The 19,195-nt window shown below is 43.3% G+C and carries 15 protein-coding genes; 2 read left to right on the top strand and 13 right to left on the bottom strand.

The window, feature by feature from the left end; translation table 11 throughout:
- Positions 1-44 precede the first annotated feature (44 nt).
- From AC6I3O_RS16410 to AC6I3O_RS16430, 5 genes are all read right to left on the bottom strand, one after another.
- Positions 45-1,406, bottom strand: a complete 1,362-nt coding sequence (locus tag AC6I3O_RS16410) for an LCP family protein (protein WP_497851826.1) — start codon at positions 1,404-1,406, stop codon at positions 45-47.
- Between the two features lie 97 nt (positions 1,407-1,503).
- On the bottom strand, positions 1,504-2,439 hold the full coding sequence (locus tag AC6I3O_RS16415) for a glycosyltransferase family 2 protein (RefSeq protein WP_497851827.1): 936 nt from the start codon (positions 2,437-2,439) through the stop codon (positions 1,504-1,506).
- Positions 2,420-3,745: an O-antigen polymerase gene (locus tag AC6I3O_RS16420; RefSeq protein WP_497851828.1), complete on the bottom strand. Its 1,326-nt coding sequence runs from the start codon at positions 3,743-3,745 to the stop codon at positions 2,420-2,422. Before AC6I3O_RS16420 ends, AC6I3O_RS16415 begins: the two co-directional genes overlap by 20 nt.
- Positions 3,742-4,983, bottom strand: coding sequence for an LCP family protein (locus AC6I3O_RS16425; RefSeq protein ID WP_497851829.1), 1,242 nt, complete (start codon positions 4,981-4,983; stop codon positions 3,742-3,744). Before AC6I3O_RS16425 ends, AC6I3O_RS16420 begins: the two co-directional genes overlap by 4 nt.
- Before the next feature lie 19 nt (positions 4,984-5,002).
- Positions 5,003-6,406 (bottom strand): undecaprenyl-phosphate glucose phosphotransferase, encoded by a 1,404-nt coding sequence (locus tag AC6I3O_RS16430; RefSeq protein ID WP_497851830.1) that lies wholly within the window; start codon positions 6,404-6,406, stop codon positions 5,003-5,005.
- 208 nt (positions 6,407-6,614) lie between these two features.
- Here AC6I3O_RS16430 and AC6I3O_RS16435 point away from each other — a divergent pair, with 208 nt between their 5' ends.
- The gene (locus AC6I3O_RS16435; protein WP_497851831.1) at positions 6,615-7,595 is read left to right on the top strand and encodes a glycosyltransferase family 2 protein; all 981 of its coding nucleotides are present in this window, start codon (positions 6,615-6,617) and stop codon (positions 7,593-7,595) included.
- A 128-nt stretch (positions 7,596-7,723) separates the two neighbouring features.
- On the opposite strand, the gene rfbC is transcribed toward AC6I3O_RS16435, so the two are convergent.
- The 5 genes from rfbC to AC6I3O_RS16460 form a co-directional block, all read right to left on the bottom strand.
- A complete protein-coding gene (rfbC, locus tag AC6I3O_RS16440) occupies positions 7,724-8,332 on the bottom strand; it encodes a dTDP-4-dehydrorhamnose 3,5-epimerase (protein WP_497851832.1) in 609 nt (202 codons plus the stop codon).
- Between the two features lie 24 nt (positions 8,333-8,356).
- Positions 8,357-9,298: a dTDP-4-dehydrorhamnose reductase gene (gene rfbD, locus AC6I3O_RS16445; RefSeq protein WP_497851833.1), complete on the bottom strand. Its 942-nt coding sequence runs from the start codon at positions 9,296-9,298 to the stop codon at positions 8,357-8,359.
- Positions 9,299-9,347: 49 nt separating this feature from the next.
- Positions 9,348-10,367, bottom strand: coding sequence for a dTDP-glucose 4,6-dehydratase (gene rfbB / locus AC6I3O_RS16450; RefSeq protein ID WP_497851834.1), 1,020 nt, complete (start codon positions 10,365-10,367; stop codon positions 9,348-9,350).
- A 68-nt stretch (positions 10,368-10,435) separates the two neighbouring features.
- Positions 10,436-11,332, bottom strand: a complete 897-nt coding sequence (gene rfbA, locus AC6I3O_RS16455; RefSeq protein ID WP_497851835.1) for a glucose-1-phosphate thymidylyltransferase RfbA — start codon at positions 11,330-11,332, stop codon at positions 10,436-10,438.
- 239 nt (positions 11,333-11,571) lie between these two features.
- Positions 11,572-12,756, bottom strand: coding sequence for a MerR family transcriptional regulator (locus tag AC6I3O_RS16460; protein WP_497851836.1), 1,185 nt, complete (start codon positions 12,754-12,756; stop codon positions 11,572-11,574).
- Positions 12,757-12,873: 117 nt separating this feature from the next.
- Here AC6I3O_RS16460 and AC6I3O_RS16465 point away from each other — a divergent pair, with 117 nt between their 5' ends.
- The gene (locus AC6I3O_RS16465; RefSeq protein ID WP_497851837.1) at positions 12,874-13,254 is read left to right on the top strand and encodes a helix-turn-helix domain-containing protein; all 381 of its coding nucleotides are present in this window, start codon (positions 12,874-12,876) and stop codon (positions 13,252-13,254) included.
- Between the two features lie 75 nt (positions 13,255-13,329).
- Here the strand turns inward: AC6I3O_RS16465 and AC6I3O_RS16470 are convergent, their stop codons facing one another.
- The 3 genes from AC6I3O_RS16470 to AC6I3O_RS16480 all read right to left on the bottom strand — a co-directional run bounded on the left by AC6I3O_RS16470 (position 13,330) and on the right by AC6I3O_RS16480 (position 18,868).
- Positions 13,330-13,947 carry a GerMN domain-containing protein gene (locus AC6I3O_RS16470; protein ID WP_497851838.1) on the bottom strand — a complete coding sequence of 206 codons (618 nt, stop codon included), beginning with the start codon at positions 13,945-13,947 and terminating at the stop codon, positions 13,330-13,332.
- A 378-nt stretch (positions 13,948-14,325) separates the two neighbouring features.
- Positions 14,326-17,961: a metallophosphoesterase gene (locus AC6I3O_RS16475; protein ID WP_497851839.1), complete on the bottom strand. Its 3,636-nt coding sequence runs from the start codon at positions 17,959-17,961 to the stop codon at positions 14,326-14,328.
- A gap of 139 nt (positions 17,962-18,100) precedes the next feature.
- A complete protein-coding gene (locus AC6I3O_RS16480) occupies positions 18,101-18,868 on the bottom strand; it encodes a TIR domain-containing protein (protein ID WP_497851840.1) in 768 nt (255 codons plus the stop codon).
- Between the last annotated feature and the right edge of the window lie 327 nt (positions 18,869-19,195).

The raw sequence follows: 19,195 nt of genomic DNA on the forward strand, positions 1-19,195 counted from the left end.
AACCTGTTTCTGACTATCACCTCAGCCAAAAGGAATACACACTGTCATTCAACATAGCCGTCATCAGAAGACGGTTCATCCGGCGTGGACGGCTCCGATATATCCGGTGTATCCGACTCGCCGTCATCTCCGGGCGAGTCCCAATTGTTTCCTCCACCTGTACTTCCGGTTCCTCCGCCAGTAGAACCTCCACTGCCTCCGCCGGAAGACGTCCCGCTGCCCCAGCTGACTCCGCCGCTCGAAGAACCACCGTTATAATCGTAGTCATTGTTATAGTCGTCATCATCCGGCTGATTCATGATTTCCTGTGTAGACTCATTCACCATCGGTTCACGGTGTCCCGCTTTTGACACAATCTTGTCACTAATCGCCGATACGGTAGAAGATACGGAATATGAATCACTGTCTCCATAGAAAAATTTGTGGAGCATCTCTACATTGCTTTCCAATGTAACCGGAATGACAACACTTCCTACATCTACCAATTCGTCCGTCGTCTTATCAAATGGGAAACCAGTCGTCTCGCCTAACCGGTAATCAAAAGCATCCTTCGCATAATCCAGAATCTCCGCCATCGTGAAATTCGTCGCAACTTCCGGAAATACCTTATCTATAATCCGGTTCAATTGTGCCGGAGAAGCCTGCTGCAATTTTTCAACAATCTTCGCAAGCACCATCCGCTGCCGTTCCGCACGCTTGAAATCATCTCCCGCCGTATACCGGATTCTTGCATAAGCAGTTGCCTGCAGGCCATTTAAAATCTGAGGCCCCGGCTCTGTCACGCCCGCCGAAACTCTTCCCGTAGATTTCATGATCTCAATCGCATAACCACAGATATAAGGAATCTCTTCTTCCGTAACATCAATCTCGATTCCCCCTACTTCATCCACAACGTCGATCAATGCGTCAAAATTTACAGACACATAATGTTCGATATCCATATCAAGGTTCTTATTCAACATGGCGACCGCCTCTTCCGGGCCGCCGTAAGAATACGCCGCATTCGCTTTGTCGATCGTCTTATCGTCCTGCTCCAAAAGGGTATCCCGAAACACAGAAGAAATCTTTACCTCCAACGTCTCCCGATTCAGGCTTGCAATCATGATCGTGTCGCTCCTGGTTCCCTTTCCAAGCTCGTTCTTCCGGGAATCCACGCCAAATAACGCAACGTTCAGATAGCCGGTTCCTCTCTCCCTTGCCTCCTCCGACACGCTCAGTTCCATCGGATCAATCGGCACCTTCTCAATCTTGGACAGCTTACTCGCCAGGATTACGGCTCCCGTAGCTGCCACCAGAGCCACCGTTCCCCCAAGGATTACTCCGATCTTCTTTCCCAGGGACCATGCACCAAAACCACGCTTCCTTGACCTTCGCCCACGCCTGTAATGATTTTTTCCCTTTGCCATTCTCCAATGTCCTTTCTTTCATTACTATTTACGATAACATTCTTCAATATATTACCTCATTTTCCCGAAAACTTCAATTATAAATATTCATTTCCGGCTATTTTTCCCAGTATGCCTTACTCGCAGAACATTTTTTCACGATCCAAAGGGGAATTTTCCGATAATTCTGTCCCATCTTGTAACCCAGATACTTGCATCCACTTTTATAAATAAGCTCCGGGAGCAGATACCACTTTCCCTTTCTTACCAGATACCCGGCCGTATCCTTCACCATCCGGATTCCCTCCGATTCAGAGCGAATTCCTGCAAAGACTTCCGGGTGGTCTGCCTGTGAAACCGCCAGATCAAAATTTCGCCGAAACTGCTGGCTTCCCGAATAATTATGAGAATGGACCACCCTCGCCTCTGCCGCATAGGCAACCTGATATCCTGCTTTTATCATCTGTGCTGCCATTACCATGTCTTCATTGAAAATGGTCTTCTTAGTAAATCCACCCATATCCCGATAAATCGAGGCTCGGTATGCCGCGCACACATCTGAACAAAAGAAGGTCTTAATCCCAAGCTCCGGAAGATCTTCCATCCCTTTTTTTCTACTCTTGGCCGGATAATTAAACGACCGGGTATACCGCTCAATGGTATCGCAGCCCTTCGCCGGCAGCTGCCGCGCATAAGCAACTCCCACACGCTCTGATTCAAGCAAGGGTTTCACAAGCTCCCCAACCATTTCCACGTTTGCCGGAAGCGCATCCTGTGTCATGAACACAAGGAATTCTGCATCGGATAATGTAAATCCCATATCCCGGGTTCCTCCATGGTCAAACTCATCCTTCCGGATATGGGTGACGGAAACTCCCGGCATATGTTCTGCCTCTTCCGGGAAAAACTCTGCCCTTGTATTGATTATGAAAATATGTCCGATTGGATAACGCTGTCTTTTCAGCCTCTTCAACGCCTCCATAAACCGGCTGTCCGGCCGGTATGTCAGAATCACCACGTCCACACGGCTCTGCTTACTCATCTTCCTGTCCATTTCCTCTCTTATTCCTATCATATCCTACAAACAAATACATCATTCCTGTAAGAATCAGCCAGAACCAGGTAGTCGGGTTACTGAACCAAGTGGTAAAAAAAGCCAATGCAAGATAAATCGCAATCTGCCCATAGAACAGGTACACCACAGGATTCCCGCTCTTCTTTACAACCTGCATCACCCATTTTGCCGCCGCGCCAACCAACGCCGCAAACAGGAATACACCGATAATCCCGAAATCATAATATGCGTCATAAAACATGGTAAGCGTCGTAAGCTCCGGCTTCGTCAGGAAGACTGCAGAGCTTGTCAGCTTGGGGAACACAAATTTAAGTCCTGTCAGCGCAAAAACGGGAAATAACATCCTCACTCCTAAGGTATGCTTTGTAAGCTGCTCTACCATACAGTTGAAATTCTCGAAATTATTTGCCACATAGATATAGGGCTGTGTGATGAAAATCGGCATCTTTTCATATTTCATCTCAAATATGCCGTTTAAGTACGCAATATCGTGATGGCGAAATACCGTCAAAACCACATAAACCGGAATCAACGCCAACACAATTCCTGCCACAGTTCTAAGCCGAATCTTCCGATTTACCATAATATATGTAACCATGGCAAAACCAACGGCAAAAAGAAGCTGGAACCTTGAAACACACAGGATGGGAATCGCAGCAGCCGTTATATTCGCCAGCACGATTACAATCTGCTCTTTCCTTCCCGCCTCCTCGCTTACCTTTTGGTACAGAACCGTGATTGCCGGAATCAGGATACAGCTAATTGTAAAATAATGCACCCCGGAAATATGGAAATAGGAATAAGCATGGGGCTTGTCAGAGAACAGGGGAATAAACCCAAGCTTCACCGCCTCGAACAGGAAACACAACACAGATACCGCCATAAGGCCAGTAATGCACAGGAACAGCCTGTCTGCCTGCGTCCGGTTCTTGCACAGTTCTTTTCCGGTATCCATGTCATACCGCTGCCCCCACTCATACCCGATGCCAAAGCCAATATAAATCAGGAAAAAGCACAGCCACGTCACATAGTCCCAATCCGTCTGGAGCCTGCTGAGCTTGAGGCACGCAATCCCCTGGCCGCCTACCCATGCAAGGGTAAAAAGCCCTCTCAGTTCCGTTAAATTTCCCGTCTCTTTCACCCAGTGCAGATACAGGTACAATGCTTCCAGCATCAGCAAAACCCCTGAAAGATAGTAGAGCCTTGCAAGAGAAGCGATATAACTCATAAAAAACACCAGCATGTAGGTGCCATATTCCATTATAATGTCGTTGCGTCTCCTCATTGCGTATCTCCTTCAAATGTGGTATTCATTGCCGTGGCGTCTTCCGTCACCCCTGTCAGATAGATGATATCATCATGGATCTGCTTCACTTTACTAGACGGTTCATACCATTCTTCCGCAAAAATATTCTGGTGAAGCATAGATACATTTCCAATAAAGTCAATCGGCACTACATAAGATCCCGTATGATTCCTTACATCCTCGCTGGTCGTCACGGCGTATGGGAACCCTGTTTTCCCTACGATATTATAATTCAGGATATTCGCCGCAAACCCCAGCATATCCGTAATCGACAGGCTGGTGGAAATCTGCGGGAACACCTCGTCTACAATCTTATTCAGGGTCAATAGGTTGGCTTTCTTTGCCTTTTCCACCGTAAGTTCCAAGACCTCCCGCTGGCGTTCCGTACGTTTGAAATCATTTCCTTCCGTATAGCGGATTCTGGCATAGCCGACCGCATGAATCCCATCTAACAACTGAGTGCCTGCCACTTCGTCAATACAATCTTCCTTCGTCATTTCCTTTCCGACAACCTGAGCTGTCTCGAACGCATACCCGTTGCAGTAAAACGCCTCTTCCTGAGTCATATCAATCTCAAGCCCGCCCAGGGCGTCAATCACGTCAACCAAAGCGCTGAAATTAACGCTGACATAATTACGGATGTCTAAATCAAAATTACGGTTAAGCAGACTGATTGCCGCCTCCGGACCGCCCCTGTTGTACGCAGAATTCGCCTTCTCGTAATTGCCGTCCGCCTGCAGAAGAAGCGTATCCCGGTATACCGATGTCAGCGTCACATCATTCGTCTCATTGTTGATGCTCACAATCATAATACTATCGCTCTGTACGCCTCCTTCCAGCTCCCCATTCCTGGAATCCAAACCAAAACAGGCAATATTCGTATAAGGCCCGGTATCCTTATAGACCTCCAGGTTATTCGGGTTCAGTATATTGATATCCAGTTTGCCCAGTTTCAGCATACCATATCCGACCACACACAATATGGCTAAAATAAACAATTCAAAACACAGCAGGACGACTCTTCTCCTGCGTCTCTTCTTCTTTTTCTTCTGCCTTTCCTGCTGTGCCAGTTTTTTATCCGTTCCCCTCTTCCTGCCCGGATTGCGATTCCGGTCCGCATTCCTGCACTGCTCTGCCTCCCTCTTCCTGTTCGGATTGCGGTTCCCATTCCTGTTTCTGTCTGCACTTCTTCTGTCTATGCTTCTATCTCTACCCATGCAAGCTCTCCCCTACGGGCTAATATGCGTTTTTGTTCACAAAGCCCTTGAAAAATGTCAAAAATATGATTTTAAAGTCAAACCCCAGTGTCCAGTTCTCAATATAATACAGGTCATACTCAATCCGCCTGCGAATGGAAGTATCCCCCCGGTATCCATTCACCTGCGCCCATCCCGTAAGCCCGGGACGTACCTGATGCTTGACTCTGTACCGCGGAATCTCCTCGCTGAACTTCTCCACGAACTGCGGCCGCTCCGGCCTTGGCCCTACCAGGCTCATATTTCCCTTCAATACGTTGAAAAGCTGCGGAAGCTCGTCGATACTCGTCTTGCGTATGAATTTGCCAAACCTCGTCACCCTCGGATCATCCGGAGTCGTCCATCCCCCTCTTTCTTTCTTCTCATCCTGAACTACCATGGAACGGAACTTATACATCAGAAAAGGTTTGTTCTGGAAGCCAATCCGCTCCTGCTTAAAAATCAACGGTCCCGGCGACGTCAGCTTAATCACAGCCGCCGTCACAGCCATCACCGGTGAAAACAAAATAATCGCTGTCACGGCTCCGAACAGGTCTACCCCCCGCTTGAGAAGCGCGTTCAGCGCATTGCTCAGCGGGACATGCCGGATGTTCACCACCGGAAGCCCGATTAAATCCTCGGTGTAAGGCTTTGTGGGGATGATATTGTTGTAATCCGGGATAAACTTGGTGTGAACCCCGGATTTCTCGCACATCCCTACGATATGTTCCAGCTTATGATATTCCGCAAGTCCCAGAGTTATGACAATCTCGTCCAGTTTATTCTCCGGCAGCACAATCGACAGGTTCTCCGTCCTGCCCAGCACCTTCACCCCACGGTATTCTGTTCCACGGGGCTTGTTGTCTGCCAAAATCCCTCTGACAATGTACCCCCACTCCGGATTCGCCCGAATCCTGTCTATATACTGCTCTGCCGCCCGGCTGTAGCCTACCAGCAAGATATGCTTCTGATTGTAGCCTTTCTTGCGGATGTTTCTAAGTTCCTCCCTTAGGATGTTGCGTCCCACCACTTCCACAAACACATTGACGCAGAAGAACACGAACATCATCGTTCTGGAGAAATCAGACTCCCTTGCCAGATAGAGCAAAAGGATAAACGTCATAAGGCCGATTACATTCGCCTGTATAATCCGCCATGCTTCAAGCCTCCTGCCCTGTACCCGTTTCGGTGTGTATAACTGAAAGATGTAGTATAAAATCAGGTATTCCGGAACAAGGAATACCAGCACCCGCATATATTCCTGTATCGACAGATACCAAGGCGCCATCTCGAAGATTCCGCTTCGGAACCGGATATACCAAGCCGCCACGTAAGAAAAGATAATCACCAGCGCATCTATTATAACATGAAATGTATTCAACAATTTTTGATTATTCTTGATCACGTTCACTCACCACCTAAATCACACCTTATAATACAATAAAATGTCCAAATCGACAACCCATCAATATGTAGATTTTCTTAACAATTCATTAATATTTCTGCAACAATTCCACTTTTTACGTTTTCGATAGCATATATTGCGAATCTCTGTTATACTAAATACACTGGATAAATACACATGAATTGATGAGAAAGGCGGATTTATATATATGAAAGTTACGGTTATCATTCCCAATTATAACGGATGTCATTACATGGAACCCTGTCTTGCTTCGCTAAAGGAGCAGACTTTCAAGGATTTCCAAATCTTAGTAGTAGATAATGGTTCCACAGACGGAAGCATCGCCTGCGTGAGAGAAAACTGCCCGGATGCCCGAGTCATTGCATTAGACAAGAACTATGGGTTCAGCAAAGCTGTGAACGTGGGAATCCGTCATTCTAAGACCCCTTATGTCATACTTCTGAACAATGACACGAAAGCAGACCCACATTATATAGAAGAGATGGTGAAAGCTATTGAACGCTCCCCTCGAATCTTCTCCGTCAGCAGTAAGATGATTCAGATGTACCACCCGGATTTGATTGACAGCGCCGGGGATCTCTATACCCTGACCGGTTGGGGCGTATGCCGGGGCGTCGGCCGCCCTGTCTCAAACTATGTGGAAAATGACCAGGTGTTCAGCGCGTGTGCCGGGGCTTCCATCTACCGCCGTCAGGTATTCAAAAAGATTGGGTTATTCGACGAGAACCATTTTGCCTATCTGGAGGATATCGACGTCGGATACCGCGCCAAAATCTTCGGATACCAGAATATGTACTGCCCCACTGCGCTGGTCTATCATGTCGGGAGCGGGACAAGCGGCTCGAAGTATAATTCCTTTAAGGTACGGCTGTCAGCAAGGAATAATATTTATCTGAATTATAAGAATATGCCCTTCTTGCAGATGGCTGTCAATTTCCTTCCGCTTCTCGGGGGATATTTATTGAAATATGCGTTTTTTGTGAAAATCGGATTCGGGAAAGATTATAAGGACGGGATTCTTGAGGGACTGCGGACGCGGAAAGAACAGAGGAAAGTCCCGTTCCGTATGCGCCGCCTGCCAAATTATATACGGATTGAAGGGGAACTAATCAGGCATATGTTTGCTTATGCAAAAGATTGGATCATCCGGAAAACTACAGGGAAGTAGATTCATATGGGCGGGGTGCAAGGCACACGGAACTGATTTGGCGAAAGCCGGATTGGAAATCCTTGCGCCGTTTTCCTGCTGCCCGTGCGTCTCCCCGCACATATAACCGGCAAAAACATTATTCTGGTTTAAAAATGGAATGTATCGTTAATTCCACCCCATAACTGATCCTTATCGCTTAGGTTCAGCTTCGTCCCATCTTCTAACTGGTAGCCTTCTGCAGAAGCGCTGCCCTGATATTCGCCTGACACCTTCGGCCACGCAATCCCAATCTCCGGGTCGTTCCACGCCAGGCCGCCCTCATCGCCTGGGTGGTAAAAATCCGTACATTTGTAGCAGAACTCAGCGAGTTCACTGAGGACTAGGAAACCGTGGGCAAATCCTTCCGGGATGTAGAATTGTTTCCGGTTCTCCTCCGTAAGTTCAATACCGAACCATTTTCCAAACGTATCGCTGCCGCTTCTTAAATCAACCGCCACGTCAAACACGGAGCCTTTGATTACCCTGACCAGCTTGCCTTGCGGAAACTCCTTCTGGAAATGCAGGCCCCGCAGCACACCTTTGGATGAGCAGGACTGGTTGTCCTGCACAAAGTTCATCGTGAGCCCTTCTTCCTCCATATCCCTCTGGTTATAGGTTTCCATAAAATATCCTCTGGCATCCCCGTGTACCGCCGGTTCAATCACACAAAGCCCCTTTATGCCTCCCGCATTCTTTTCTACTTTTATCTGTCCCATCGTCTTATCCTTTCCGTGTTACAATTAGAATTCCAGTTCTTTCAGATATCTTGCCAATGCATCCTGCCAGGTCGGCAGCGGAGTAAACCCATTCTCTAAAAGCTTACTCTTATCTAACCGGCTGTTAAAAGGCCTTACAGCCTTGGAAATTCCATACTCTTCTGTAGTGACAGGAACAACACTCAGCCGCTCCTCGGAGTATTCCGGATGGCCAAGCTCTACCGCCTGACGGAAAATCTCCTTCGTAAAATCATACCAGCTAATATAACCGCCTTCATTCGTCACATGGTAATATCCGTACTTGTCCGTCTCAATCATGTCTACCAACAGCCTTGCAAGGTCAAAGGTGTACGTCGGCGTTCCAATCTGGTCATTGACCACAGTAATCCTGTCATGGCTCTTCCCCACATTCAGCATCGTCTTGATAAAATTCTTGCCGTTCTTGCCAAATACCCATGCAATCCGCACGATAAAATATTTAGACAGACGCTGGGATACGGCAATTTCTCCCTCAAGCTTCGTCACGCCGTAGACATTTAAGGGCTTATAATCCTTGCAGTCCGGCTTCCAAGGTTCGGTCCCCTGACCGTCGAACACATAATCCGTACTGAGATAAACCAGCTTACAGTCTAATTTCTGGCATATCTTGGCAATATATTCCGTACCTGTGGCGTTAATTGCCCGCACCTTCTCTACCTTATCTTCATCCTCCGCCAAGTCCACTGCCGTCCATGCCGCACAGTGTACCACCACGTCCGGAGCCGCGGCAGCAATCTTCTCTTCCACTGCCTTCGCATCCGTGATATCCATTTGGACATACGGCATGGAGGTTACTGGGGTGCCATCCTTAACACCGCTGTATTTCTCTGCAATGTCGCTGCCGATTCCTTCGTATCCCCTCTTGTTAAGCTCATTCATCACATCATGGCCCAGTTGTCCCGCCACGCCGGTTACAAATACTTTCATAAGTTTCCCTCCTGACACATCGAATCCATCCGCTTTGCAAATAACTGCATTAACGGTTCCCATACATTTTCTCGTAATAATTCTGGTATTCCCCGGAAATAATCGTCTCCCACCATTCCTTGTTGTCCAGATACCACTGGATCGTCTTCTTGATGCCGTCTGCAAACTTCGTCTCAGGCAGCCATCCCAGTTCCCCGTGTATCTTCGTCGGATCAATAGCATAGCGCATGTCATGACCCTTGCGGTCTGTCACATAGGTAATCAGGCTCTCCGGCTTTCCTAACTCTTTACAAATAATCTTCACGATGTCAATATTCTTCATCTCATTGTGGCCGCCGATATTATAAACTTCTCCTACACGCCCTTTGTGGATAATCAAATCAATGGCCTTACAGTGATCCTCTACATAGAGCCAGTCCCGGACATTTTCACCCTTCCCGTATACCGGCAGCGGCTTGTCATTCAAAGCGTTGGCAATCATCAGCGGAATCAGCTTCTCAGGGAAATGGTATGGTCCGTAGTTATTGGAACATCTGCTGATCGTCACCGGAAGCCCATACGTCCGATAGTAAGCCAGTACCAACAGGTCTGCCGCAGCCTTGGATGAGCTGTAAGGGCTGCTGGTATGGATTGGCGTTTCTTCCGTGAAGAACAGATCCGGGCGGTCAAGGGGAAGATCCCCATATACTTCGTCGGTGGAAACCTGATGGTAACGGGTGATTCCATATTTCCTGCAGGCATCCATCAGCACAGCAGTTCCCTTGATGTTGGTGTCCAAAAATACTTCCGGCTCCTCGATGGAACGGTCTACATGGCTCTCTGCCGCAAAATTAACCACCATATCCGGGTGTTCTTCCTCAAACAGCTTATAAACTGCTTCCCGGTCTGTGATGCTCTCCTTTACAAAACGGAAATTCGGGCGATCCATCACTGGCTCCAACGTGGACAGGTTTCCGGCATAGGTCAGGCAGTCCAAGCAAATGATCCGATAATCCGGGTATTTGTCCAACATGTGAAAAATAAAGTTGCTTCCGATAAATCCGGCTCCGCCGGTTACGATAATTGTCATATTCATTCTCCTTCTATTCCTGTGCGCTTCTTACTGTTTCTGTTTCATATGCCGCATCCGGCAATGCTTTAGTACAAGCCATCCTGGAATTTTCCGTCCAGCACGTCTTTCAAATATTGTCCATACTGGTTCTTTTTTAATACTTCGTACACTTCCAGCATGTTCTCCTCTGTAATCCAGCCATTCAGATAGGCAATCTCTTCCAGGCAGCCGATCTTACGGTGCTGGTGGGACTCCACCGTCTTCACAAAATTCGTTGCATCCACCAGGCTCTCGTGGGTTCCGGTATCCAGCCAGGTAAATCCCTGCCCAAGCAGTTCTACATTCAGCTTCTCCGCTTCCAGATACACCCGGTTCAAGTCTGTGATCTCAAGCTCGCCGCGGGCGCTGGGCTTTAAGTTCTTCGCATATTCTACCACCTTGTTATCGTAGAAATATAAGCCCGTCACGCAGTAATTACTCTTAGGTTTCTCGGGTTTCTCCTCAATCGAAACCGCCTTGCCTTCATGGTTGAATTCAACGATACCGAAACGCTCCGGGTCATCCACGTAGTATCCAAATACAGTAGCTCCCTTTCCCGACTCCGCATTCTTCACGGCAGCCGTCAGCCGTTTTTTCAGGCCATGTCCTGCGAATATGTTGTCCCCCAAAACCATTGCGACCGTATCGTTCCCGATAAAGCCTTCCCCGATGATGAATGCCTGCGCCAGTCCGTCCGGACTAGGCTGGATAGCATAGGACAAGTGTACCCCAAACTGATGCCCGTCCCCTAAGAGTTCCTGAAACCGGGGGGTATCCTGGGGCGTGGAGATAATCAGGATCTCCCGAATTCCCGCATTCATCAGAACTGACATGGGATAGTAAATCATCGGCTTGTCGTAAATCGGCAGTAATTGTTTAGATGTGACCATGGTCAGCGGATAGAGCCGTGTGCCGGAACCTCCTGCTAAAATAATACCTTTCATGTGCAGCCTCCTTCTCTTTCGGAGCCTGTATGAAACAGACTCGCTATTACTTATAGTGTTTATAAAATTCTAACTTTTCATTCTGCCCTTGTTCATTCTATCTGAAACTTTATACCTTAATGGACGAAGTCCACCAGCCCGCTGGGCATGCATTACGGTGTGCCCTTGGGTATACCTTTGTAGTATAAAAGATGACCTCAGGTCACCTTCAAGCATTTTTTTAATTATTTCAAAATTACTTATACTGTTTTACAGATAAACACTCCCGCTTCTTTTGTAATACGAAAACCTCGATCTGTTTTCCGTTTTACATACGACCGGAATTCCTTATATCGTTCCGTAATATACTGCCCCTGGTTGCCATGACAGGACAGCACATAGGCAATCAATGGTTCCGGCTTTGGCACAACCAGATAATCCTTATACTGCCTCCATTCACAACTGTCGAAGAACTCTGTTAAAATACTGCCGCCGTTTTCCATCCCAAACCTATCGTATAATTTGTCCGCCGAAAGTACAATTCTATCGTCGAATCCCTGCACTAAAGCGCTTACCTCCTTCATATGATTCTGCCCATAGGCGCTGCACAAAAATTTTCCCCCCGGTCTTAACACCCGCAATACTTCCCCGCATACTTTCCGGATGTCCTCACAGTAAAACAGAACATGATTTGCAATTACCAAATCAAAGCTATGATCTTGACAGGGCATCCGTTGGCAGTCGAAGACCTGATAAGAGAACCTTGGGTCAGACGCTCCGATTACCCGACGGGCATCCCTTAACATCCCTTCCGACAGATCCGAAAGCGTAATATCTATCTCCACCGGGAGCCTGTCCATATTTTCCATCCATAAAGTCCCGTCCCCGCATCCAATCTCCAACACCTTCATCCCCGGACTTACTTCTAACTGTTCATAAATCCATGGGAACCACCCCTGCTGATTCTGTGAATACAGATGATGTAGATGAATCCGCGCCGAAATATTGGAAGCATTCTTATATTGATTCTTTAGGCTCTTCTCCATTCCCGTAAGGTGGATCAGGTTCAACATCTGATCCCAATCAATCGTATGCTCCTCGCGGATCGCTTCTGAGGTATCGCGAATCGCCTTTTCAACGAGCTGCATCTGCTCGATCCTATCCTGCACAAGCTTGAGTTGGATATTTAACGAGTTCAGCATAAAATGATAATCTGTATCATCTATCAGCATCTCACGAATGTCTTCCAGAGAAAATCCCAGGTATTTCAAAAGCAAAATCTGTTGCAGCGCTGCAAAATCTTTATCCGTATAAAACCGCGCCCCCGCCTCGCTCACGAAAGAGGGTTTCAGGATATCCTGCTTGTCGTAATAACGGATCGTCCGCAAGGTTACATTTGCCATGCGTGCAAAAACACCAGATGAATAATAGCCTGTCTTTTTCATTTCACCACTCCTTCATTTCTTTTCGGAACATATCTGTTTTAAGCCGGAACAACCCATGTTCTTTACCGCAACACTTGATAAAATATATCTTAACAATATACAAAGGAGGAATAAAACATGGCTTTCGCAGAAAAACTGAAAGCTCTGCGTCATGAAAAAAATATGACACAGGAATATGTTGCAGCCCGCATGAATGTTGCCCGTTCAACAATCGCAGGTTATGAAACAAAAAACCGGCAGCCTTCCCACGAGAAACTATCAGCGTTCGCCAACCTCTTCCATGTGACGATTGACTATCTTCTTGATGATGAAGAACCAAGTTACATCACATTGGACGAGTCAAGGACTATGGACGATGACGCACAGGAGCTCCTGAAAAGATACCGCCGACTGTCCATACGTTCAAAAAAGGATCTGCTAAAACACCTGAATCTTCTGGAAATCCGGGACGGGACCGAACTCCCGGAACCAGAAAAAGAGGATACGGACTCCTTCTGAACATACATCCGGCTAACCCTCCTCGTCTTGCGAAGGAGGGTTAGCCGCTGACATGAATATTATGGAACGGATTAACTATGAAAACATTCCCATATATCCCGGATAATCCGTATGCCCTGTCTCTAACGTTGCCCCGTCTACCGTAATCTTAATCTGTTCGCATCCGTATGCATCAAGAAACGTGTTGCAGACGCCTCCTATTGCATAATATTCTCCCGTAGATCCCATGCTTGACACATATGAGGCAAACGCCCCGTTAAAGTCTATCAATAATGTACCGACTCCGTCTGCCGTGGTTTGCTCCAAAGAATTAACTTTGACATCCGCCGCAATTGCCCCCTGGTCAGCTAATGCCTTAAGCACTGCCTCTGGTGACAGCGACGTAATTTCCGCTTCCACTGTCTGGAATGCCGTGGCGTCGTCATTGCTGCTGTAAACATTAATCTTCACCGTCTCTGCCGGCTTCTCTTCCTCTTCGGTGTCTTCTCCGAAAGCATCACCGGACTCCTGTTTGTCCTTTTGCTCTTGCTCCTGTTCGTCCCCGCCTTCCCCGTCTTCTTCCGGGTTCTCTTTATCGTCGGTATCCTGCCCGTCCTGGGTTACAGAATCCTGGGGAGGATTTTCGGTGTCCTGGCCACAGCCTGCAAGGCAGAACATTCCGGCTAAAAGCAGTATTAAGATTCTCTTTTTCATGGTTTTCGTACTCCTTCCTCAATATAGTTTCGACCATTTTTATTATACTAAAAAAGAAGAGGGGCTTCAAGTTTTTGTTGGGGTGTAGGTACAAAACATTGGTAAATAGCTTTACAAATCTTCTTGCAAATAAATATGAGTGAACTGCTTACGGCCATGCAGGCGCATATGTGACGGAGTATCAAAGCGGGTAAGCAGTACAGGGGATATTCTGTAAAGCTTCATTTATCACTTCAAAATAACAAATCTACTGTGAAATATTAAATTTTCAAGGTCCTTACAAGGATTCATCCATAGAAAATTCTATGTTTTGGCCCCAGCATCATGACATTGTGAAAATACTGGAGTTATCCCACCTTTTGGTGTGAGAAGTATGAATTATATATTGTGAAACCAATTGCTGGCGGGTTCTATTTTATTCCGATCAACCGTAATTCTTACTCCCTTATCTAACATTTTATAGGAACAAACAACACTTGCAATATTAAGTAATGTATATATAGCAGATATGGTTATAGCGGCAACGTCAACAACAGTTAACTTATTGCTTTTTGATAAGGAAGTGTAGGCTCGTTTCAAGTAACTCTTAAATAGTAAGAATAAATGTTCTGGAATATTATTCGGATCATTCATTATTTTTTGAATATTGTCCCTAGAAGATGTCTTACTGAACTCACTGGCAGAGTATCTGCGATCTTTAAACATATTAGTAATATCACTTCTCATTGTATTGTGTATATTATTATAATAAGATTTATTAATGTTTATTATTGACTTAATCTCATTATAAAAATTTTCACTTCTTGACGTTTGACTCTTTTTATACATTTCATTTGCAATTTTTACATTTCTTTTATAGAATGGTTGATTTTCTGCAAATAGAACATCTAAAATTGGGCTATCATATTCTCTCTTATGGGCGTCAACGCCATAGTGTTTTATACTAAGATCCGAGGATATGCTACAAACAGCCATAAACAAATCCGCAAGGAATAATGTTGCAAATTCACCATACTCCTTTTTACATCTATTCAGTGAAAAAGGGAAAACTACATTCTGCGTATATTGATTATCACTAATATAATTTAAAAAATCAATCATACTCTTTGCATTACCCTTAGATGTATCTTTTCGATAAGAGATTATTATTTCACCACTATCTTTATCAAAACCAAAAACTGGATAAAAATCCAGAAATTTTTTAGGGTTATAAAGTTTCTGCAACAAATATAATGGTATGGACTCATTATCAATGTCAGTTCTTAAGTTCTTAAAAGCTAACTTGATAGATTCCCAATCAATGCTATCTGTATAATTTTTCAAATTATCACGAGATACATCAAGGTTGATTATTTCTGGAGGGAAATTTGCAGCTACACAGAAGTATTCATCTCCTAGATGCGATAAATGGTCTTGACCTGGGGCTAAAAATGGTATTAACACTCCACTATTTAATAATACATTTTTAACCTTTGTAGTATACACGTTCTTATCCGGTTTATAAAATGTAATACCAAAATCAGAACATACTTTTCCATCAAATTCCTTACTTGCCGACCATATGCCTGTGCAAGAATTCTTCCTAATGGGGACAAAATGATTAATGGAAAACAAACTAGTTTCACTTTGTATTTTTTTTTGTAAGTAATTTCGAGGTATCGCAAGCTGATTGTTAATGTAAATGTCTATATCTACCCCAAAAATATATTTATGAATATACGCTACTATTTTGTCACGGTCAAATGAATATTTTGTTCCCTTCTGTTCTGGATTCTCCCATATTTTTATGGAGGTTCCTACTTCGGTTCGGGCTTTATCTTCTTCAATAAAGAAACATCCATCATAATTTGGAATATCCAAAAAGTAACCTTTTGACATTGTATAGTGTTTTGTCTTCACTTCAATATGCTTGCCAAGCATAAAACAGGAAAGGAAACCAATTCCAAACTGGCTTATGGGACTATACTCTAAATTCAGCACATTATAATCCTCACCATTGTAAAAACTCAAGCCAAGAGTTGTAAGGTAGCGTTCGAGAATATACTTTGTCATACCAGATCCGTTATCTTCAATATTAAAATAAGATAATCCAACTTGTTTATCAAAATCAATAATAATATTAATTTTCCCATCTTCAACGAAGCTTTCGTCGTGTTCCCTTCGTACATTTATTGCATCAATTGAATTCTGAATCACCTCGCGTGCGAAAACTTCAGGCTCAGAATATATATTCCATCCTGCCAACAGCGGCAGAAGTTTAGGAATATATGCAGTAAACTGTCTGCTTTCAATTTCATTCGTCTGCTTTTCATTATGTCGCAATTTAGGGAGTACATAATATACCCTAAAGCCATTATCTGAAAAGTCTCTCTCAAAATTATGTAAAATAATCTCGAATTCTTTAATAATTAAACTACATATTTTTATTGCTTCCGCAGTGTCACATGTAACACTAATTTCCAATGAACGCCGTTCATCATTAACAATAAATTCTACAGTATTACCTCGCATTTCGCTTGGCAAGTTATTTCCAGTATATGCAAAATCAATCTTTTTGCTGACAACATTATTGTAAAACTCCTCACTTTTGTATTTAATTATTATATAAAATTCAGCTAAAAGAGACATTATTGAGGATAAAACAATTATTTTCTTCTGTTTACCATTAAGATTTTTGATACTTTGTTGATATACGCTGAAAAAATCTCTGATTTCCGAGACACCGCAAATGTTATTAAAACATTCTGAATGAGGGAAGTACTGCGCTTCTTTGCTAAAAATAAAGCTTTTAAGTTTGCTTTTCAAATAATCCGATTTCGTCTCTCTAAGCATGTAACGATAATGTGTAACTGTTAAAATAAAATAAATTGAATCAGGTAAACTATTAATATTTTTAGCAATACTTGATAGCGATAAAAGAGTGCTGTCTATGAGCCTATATATTTCTTCCTGTGGCGTAACTGTATCATAACTGCACAGCTCTTTATATGCCCTCGATAAGTCAGGAGTTTCGCTTATTATATTTTCTATGATTAGTTTTTCAACTTTTTTATCAATAATAGGTAACTTAATGGTTTCTCCTTCTTGTATATATCCTGCATTCTGCCGCATATAAGTTGAATATTCAATTTCAAATTTATAACCATATGGAAAGACCGTAATATAGTTAAATCTATTTGTTTCATCTGTTTCGGAAAGACTACCACACCCCAAAACGGAAATCATTTTTTCTGGCTTTGCAATATTTTGTTCAATATTAATTCGCCTATTTGAGTTGACATGCTTATGTCCATGTAAAACTACGCAGAAATTCTCTTCCGACAGGAATCGTATGAACTCCTCATTGTTTCGAAGATAGTTTTTCTCCACATATGTCTTATCTCTTTCCTCCATTAGAACAAACTGATGATGCAAAGCTGCAATAAGAGTATATTCATTGCTGTTTTTAATCTCCCGAAGCTTGTTTCTAATATTAAATAATTGCTTTACATCTATTAATCCATAATCGTCATATGCCCCTTTCCGATGTTGTCCACCTTCACAATGTGGGGAGCGAAAGCCTACAATAACTACTTTTTGTTCGCTGAACTCCTTTACAAATGTAAAATCCTGCAAATACCAATTTGGTGTCGAATTATCGTAGAATGAATCTAAAAAGTATTTATAATTTAAAAAATGTTCATTAAGGCTACTGCCCTCACGGATTATTTCATGATTACCTGGTATAAACAATATAGACTCTTTGTTAAGAGAAGATTTATAATATTCGTTTATCCCCCTAATCAGATCATCAAAAAAATTTATAGCTTTTTCAATATTTTGGCTTTTTTTTGCAATCGTATAATCCGGTTTACTCTCTTTGCTAAACGCAGAATAATCAAAAATATCCCCTGTCACAAGAATAACGTCAGGAGCGCCCTCTGGAAAAGTATCCCCCATTAAAATTGATTCTGCAGGGGGAGAATTCTTACCGCAAAGATGAATATCTGATAATTGCATGATGTTTAATCCCATATCATCACCCCTTTTTTCTGAAAAATATTTCTGCCGCACACAAAATGATTTCAAATACTTTATATCATTTTCTCCTATATAACCAAGTTTTATATATTAAAGCCCTATCTCTACTATCACTTCTCCGTCATTATAGTCCTTATTTTACAAATTCAAGTTCCATTCTTATTGAATCATAAACAGCTTCAAAGTGGTCTGCTTCAAAATCTATATGCATAATTCCTGAAATATTAGAAAATAAATCAACTCCCTTTTCACAAAGCAAAAGTACTTTATTTCTTCCATATTTTCCTTGGAAGAAACCCACCTCATGAATTACATTTTGCCTTGCCCGCATACCACCTTCCTTTATCTGATCATCTTTTGTCAATAAAACAATAGCATAATTACAATAAGCACTCGCCTTCTCCAATTTCTCTACAATCGTTAAACCATTATTAGGTAACTCATCAAGTATAATTATTTCACGTTTTAATCTATTCCGGATGTACTCCTTAAGCTTAAGTTTTAATAATTCATTATGTCCATAACTAATAAAAATTTTATCATTCATTTTTCTTTCAATCTCCCACACTGAATTACTTAATTGCTCCATAAAATCAAGATCATTTTTATCTAAAAAAGTATAAATTCCTTCCCCAAATGCCTTGGAAACCACGGAAATCATCTTACTATTCCTTGCCGAAATCATTATCACAACCATATCAGGTGCAATTTTTTTTAATTTAGATAGTATATCCAATCCCTCATCTCTATATGTCGGAGGAAGCATAAGATCTTTGGATAAAACAATAGTTTTCACTATTTGTAAATTAGTTTCTTTCTCCACCTTTGACAATTGTGCAATTGTATCACCATATTCTATTGATGTAAAAACTTTGGTAGTATCACATAAATTAGTAAACAATAAAATTCCTCCTCTATAATTGTACAATCTCTCTCAGAGTATTTCGTCTGGTAAAAACAGATTTCATTTTCATAAGTTGTTATTTTAAAGTAGCCACTCCAGTACTCCATCCGGCCAGAAATCGAACTTGCTAAAAGTTCTAGCCGATGAGCCCACATCGTCGTTCAACTTTTGCCCATCACTAATATGAGCCAAAGAGTTTATTGATTCGATTTCTGACCGGATTAAGTACTAGCTCAATCGGAATTTCCTATAAAAAATGGTAAGCAAACAAGAAGAAGAAACTTCTCCTAATTTCCTTACCATTGATTAACCACTTACATATTA

This window comes from Sporofaciens sp. St.21A7, from assembly GCF_059728535.1.

Bases quoted from the DNA above. Each gene is read 5' to 3' on its own strand.
- AC6I3O_RS16475 (WP_497851839.1), bottom strand. From the start codon at position 17,961: ATGGGATTAAACATCATGCAATTATCAGATATTCATCTTTGCGGTAAG.
- AC6I3O_RS16425 (WP_497851829.1), bottom strand. From the start codon at position 4,983: ATGGGTAGAGATAGAAGCATAGACAGAAGAAGTGCAGACAGAAACAGG.
- rfbC (WP_497851832.1), bottom strand. From the start codon at position 8,332: ATGGGACAGATAAAAGTAGAAAAGAATGCGGGAGGCATAAAGGGGCTT.
- rfbB (WP_497851834.1), bottom strand. From the start codon at position 10,367: ATGACAATTATCGTAACCGGCGGAGCCGGATTTATCGGAAGCAACTTT.
- rfbA (WP_497851835.1), bottom strand. From the start codon at position 11,332: ATGAAAGGTATTATTTTAGCAGGAGGTTCCGGCACACGGCTCTATCCG.
- AC6I3O_RS16420 (WP_497851828.1), bottom strand. From the start codon at position 3,745: ATGAGGAGACGCAACGACATTATAATGGAATATGGCACCTACATGCTG.
- AC6I3O_RS16470 (WP_497851838.1), bottom strand. From the start codon at position 13,947: ATGAAAAAGAGAATCTTAATACTGCTTTTAGCCGGAATGTTCTGCCTT.
- AC6I3O_RS16465 (WP_497851837.1), top strand. From the start codon at position 12,874: ATGGCTTTCGCAGAAAAACTGAAAGCTCTGCGTCATGAAAAAAATATG.
- AC6I3O_RS16460 (WP_497851836.1), bottom strand. From the start codon at position 12,756: ATGAAAAAGACAGGCTATTATTCATCTGGTGTTTTTGCACGCATGGCA.
- rfbD (WP_497851833.1), bottom strand. From the start codon at position 9,298: ATGAAAGTATTTGTAACCGGCGTGGCGGGACAACTGGGCCATGATGTG.
- AC6I3O_RS16410 (WP_497851826.1), bottom strand. From the start codon at position 1,406: ATGGCAAAGGGAAAAAATCATTACAGGCGTGGGCGAAGGTCAAGGAAG.
- AC6I3O_RS16415 (WP_497851827.1), bottom strand. From the start codon at position 2,439: ATGGACAGGAAGATGAGTAAGCAGAGCCGTGTGGACGTGGTGATTCTG.
- AC6I3O_RS16435 (WP_497851831.1), top strand. From the start codon at position 6,615: ATGAAAGTTACGGTTATCATTCCCAATTATAACGGATGTCATTACATG.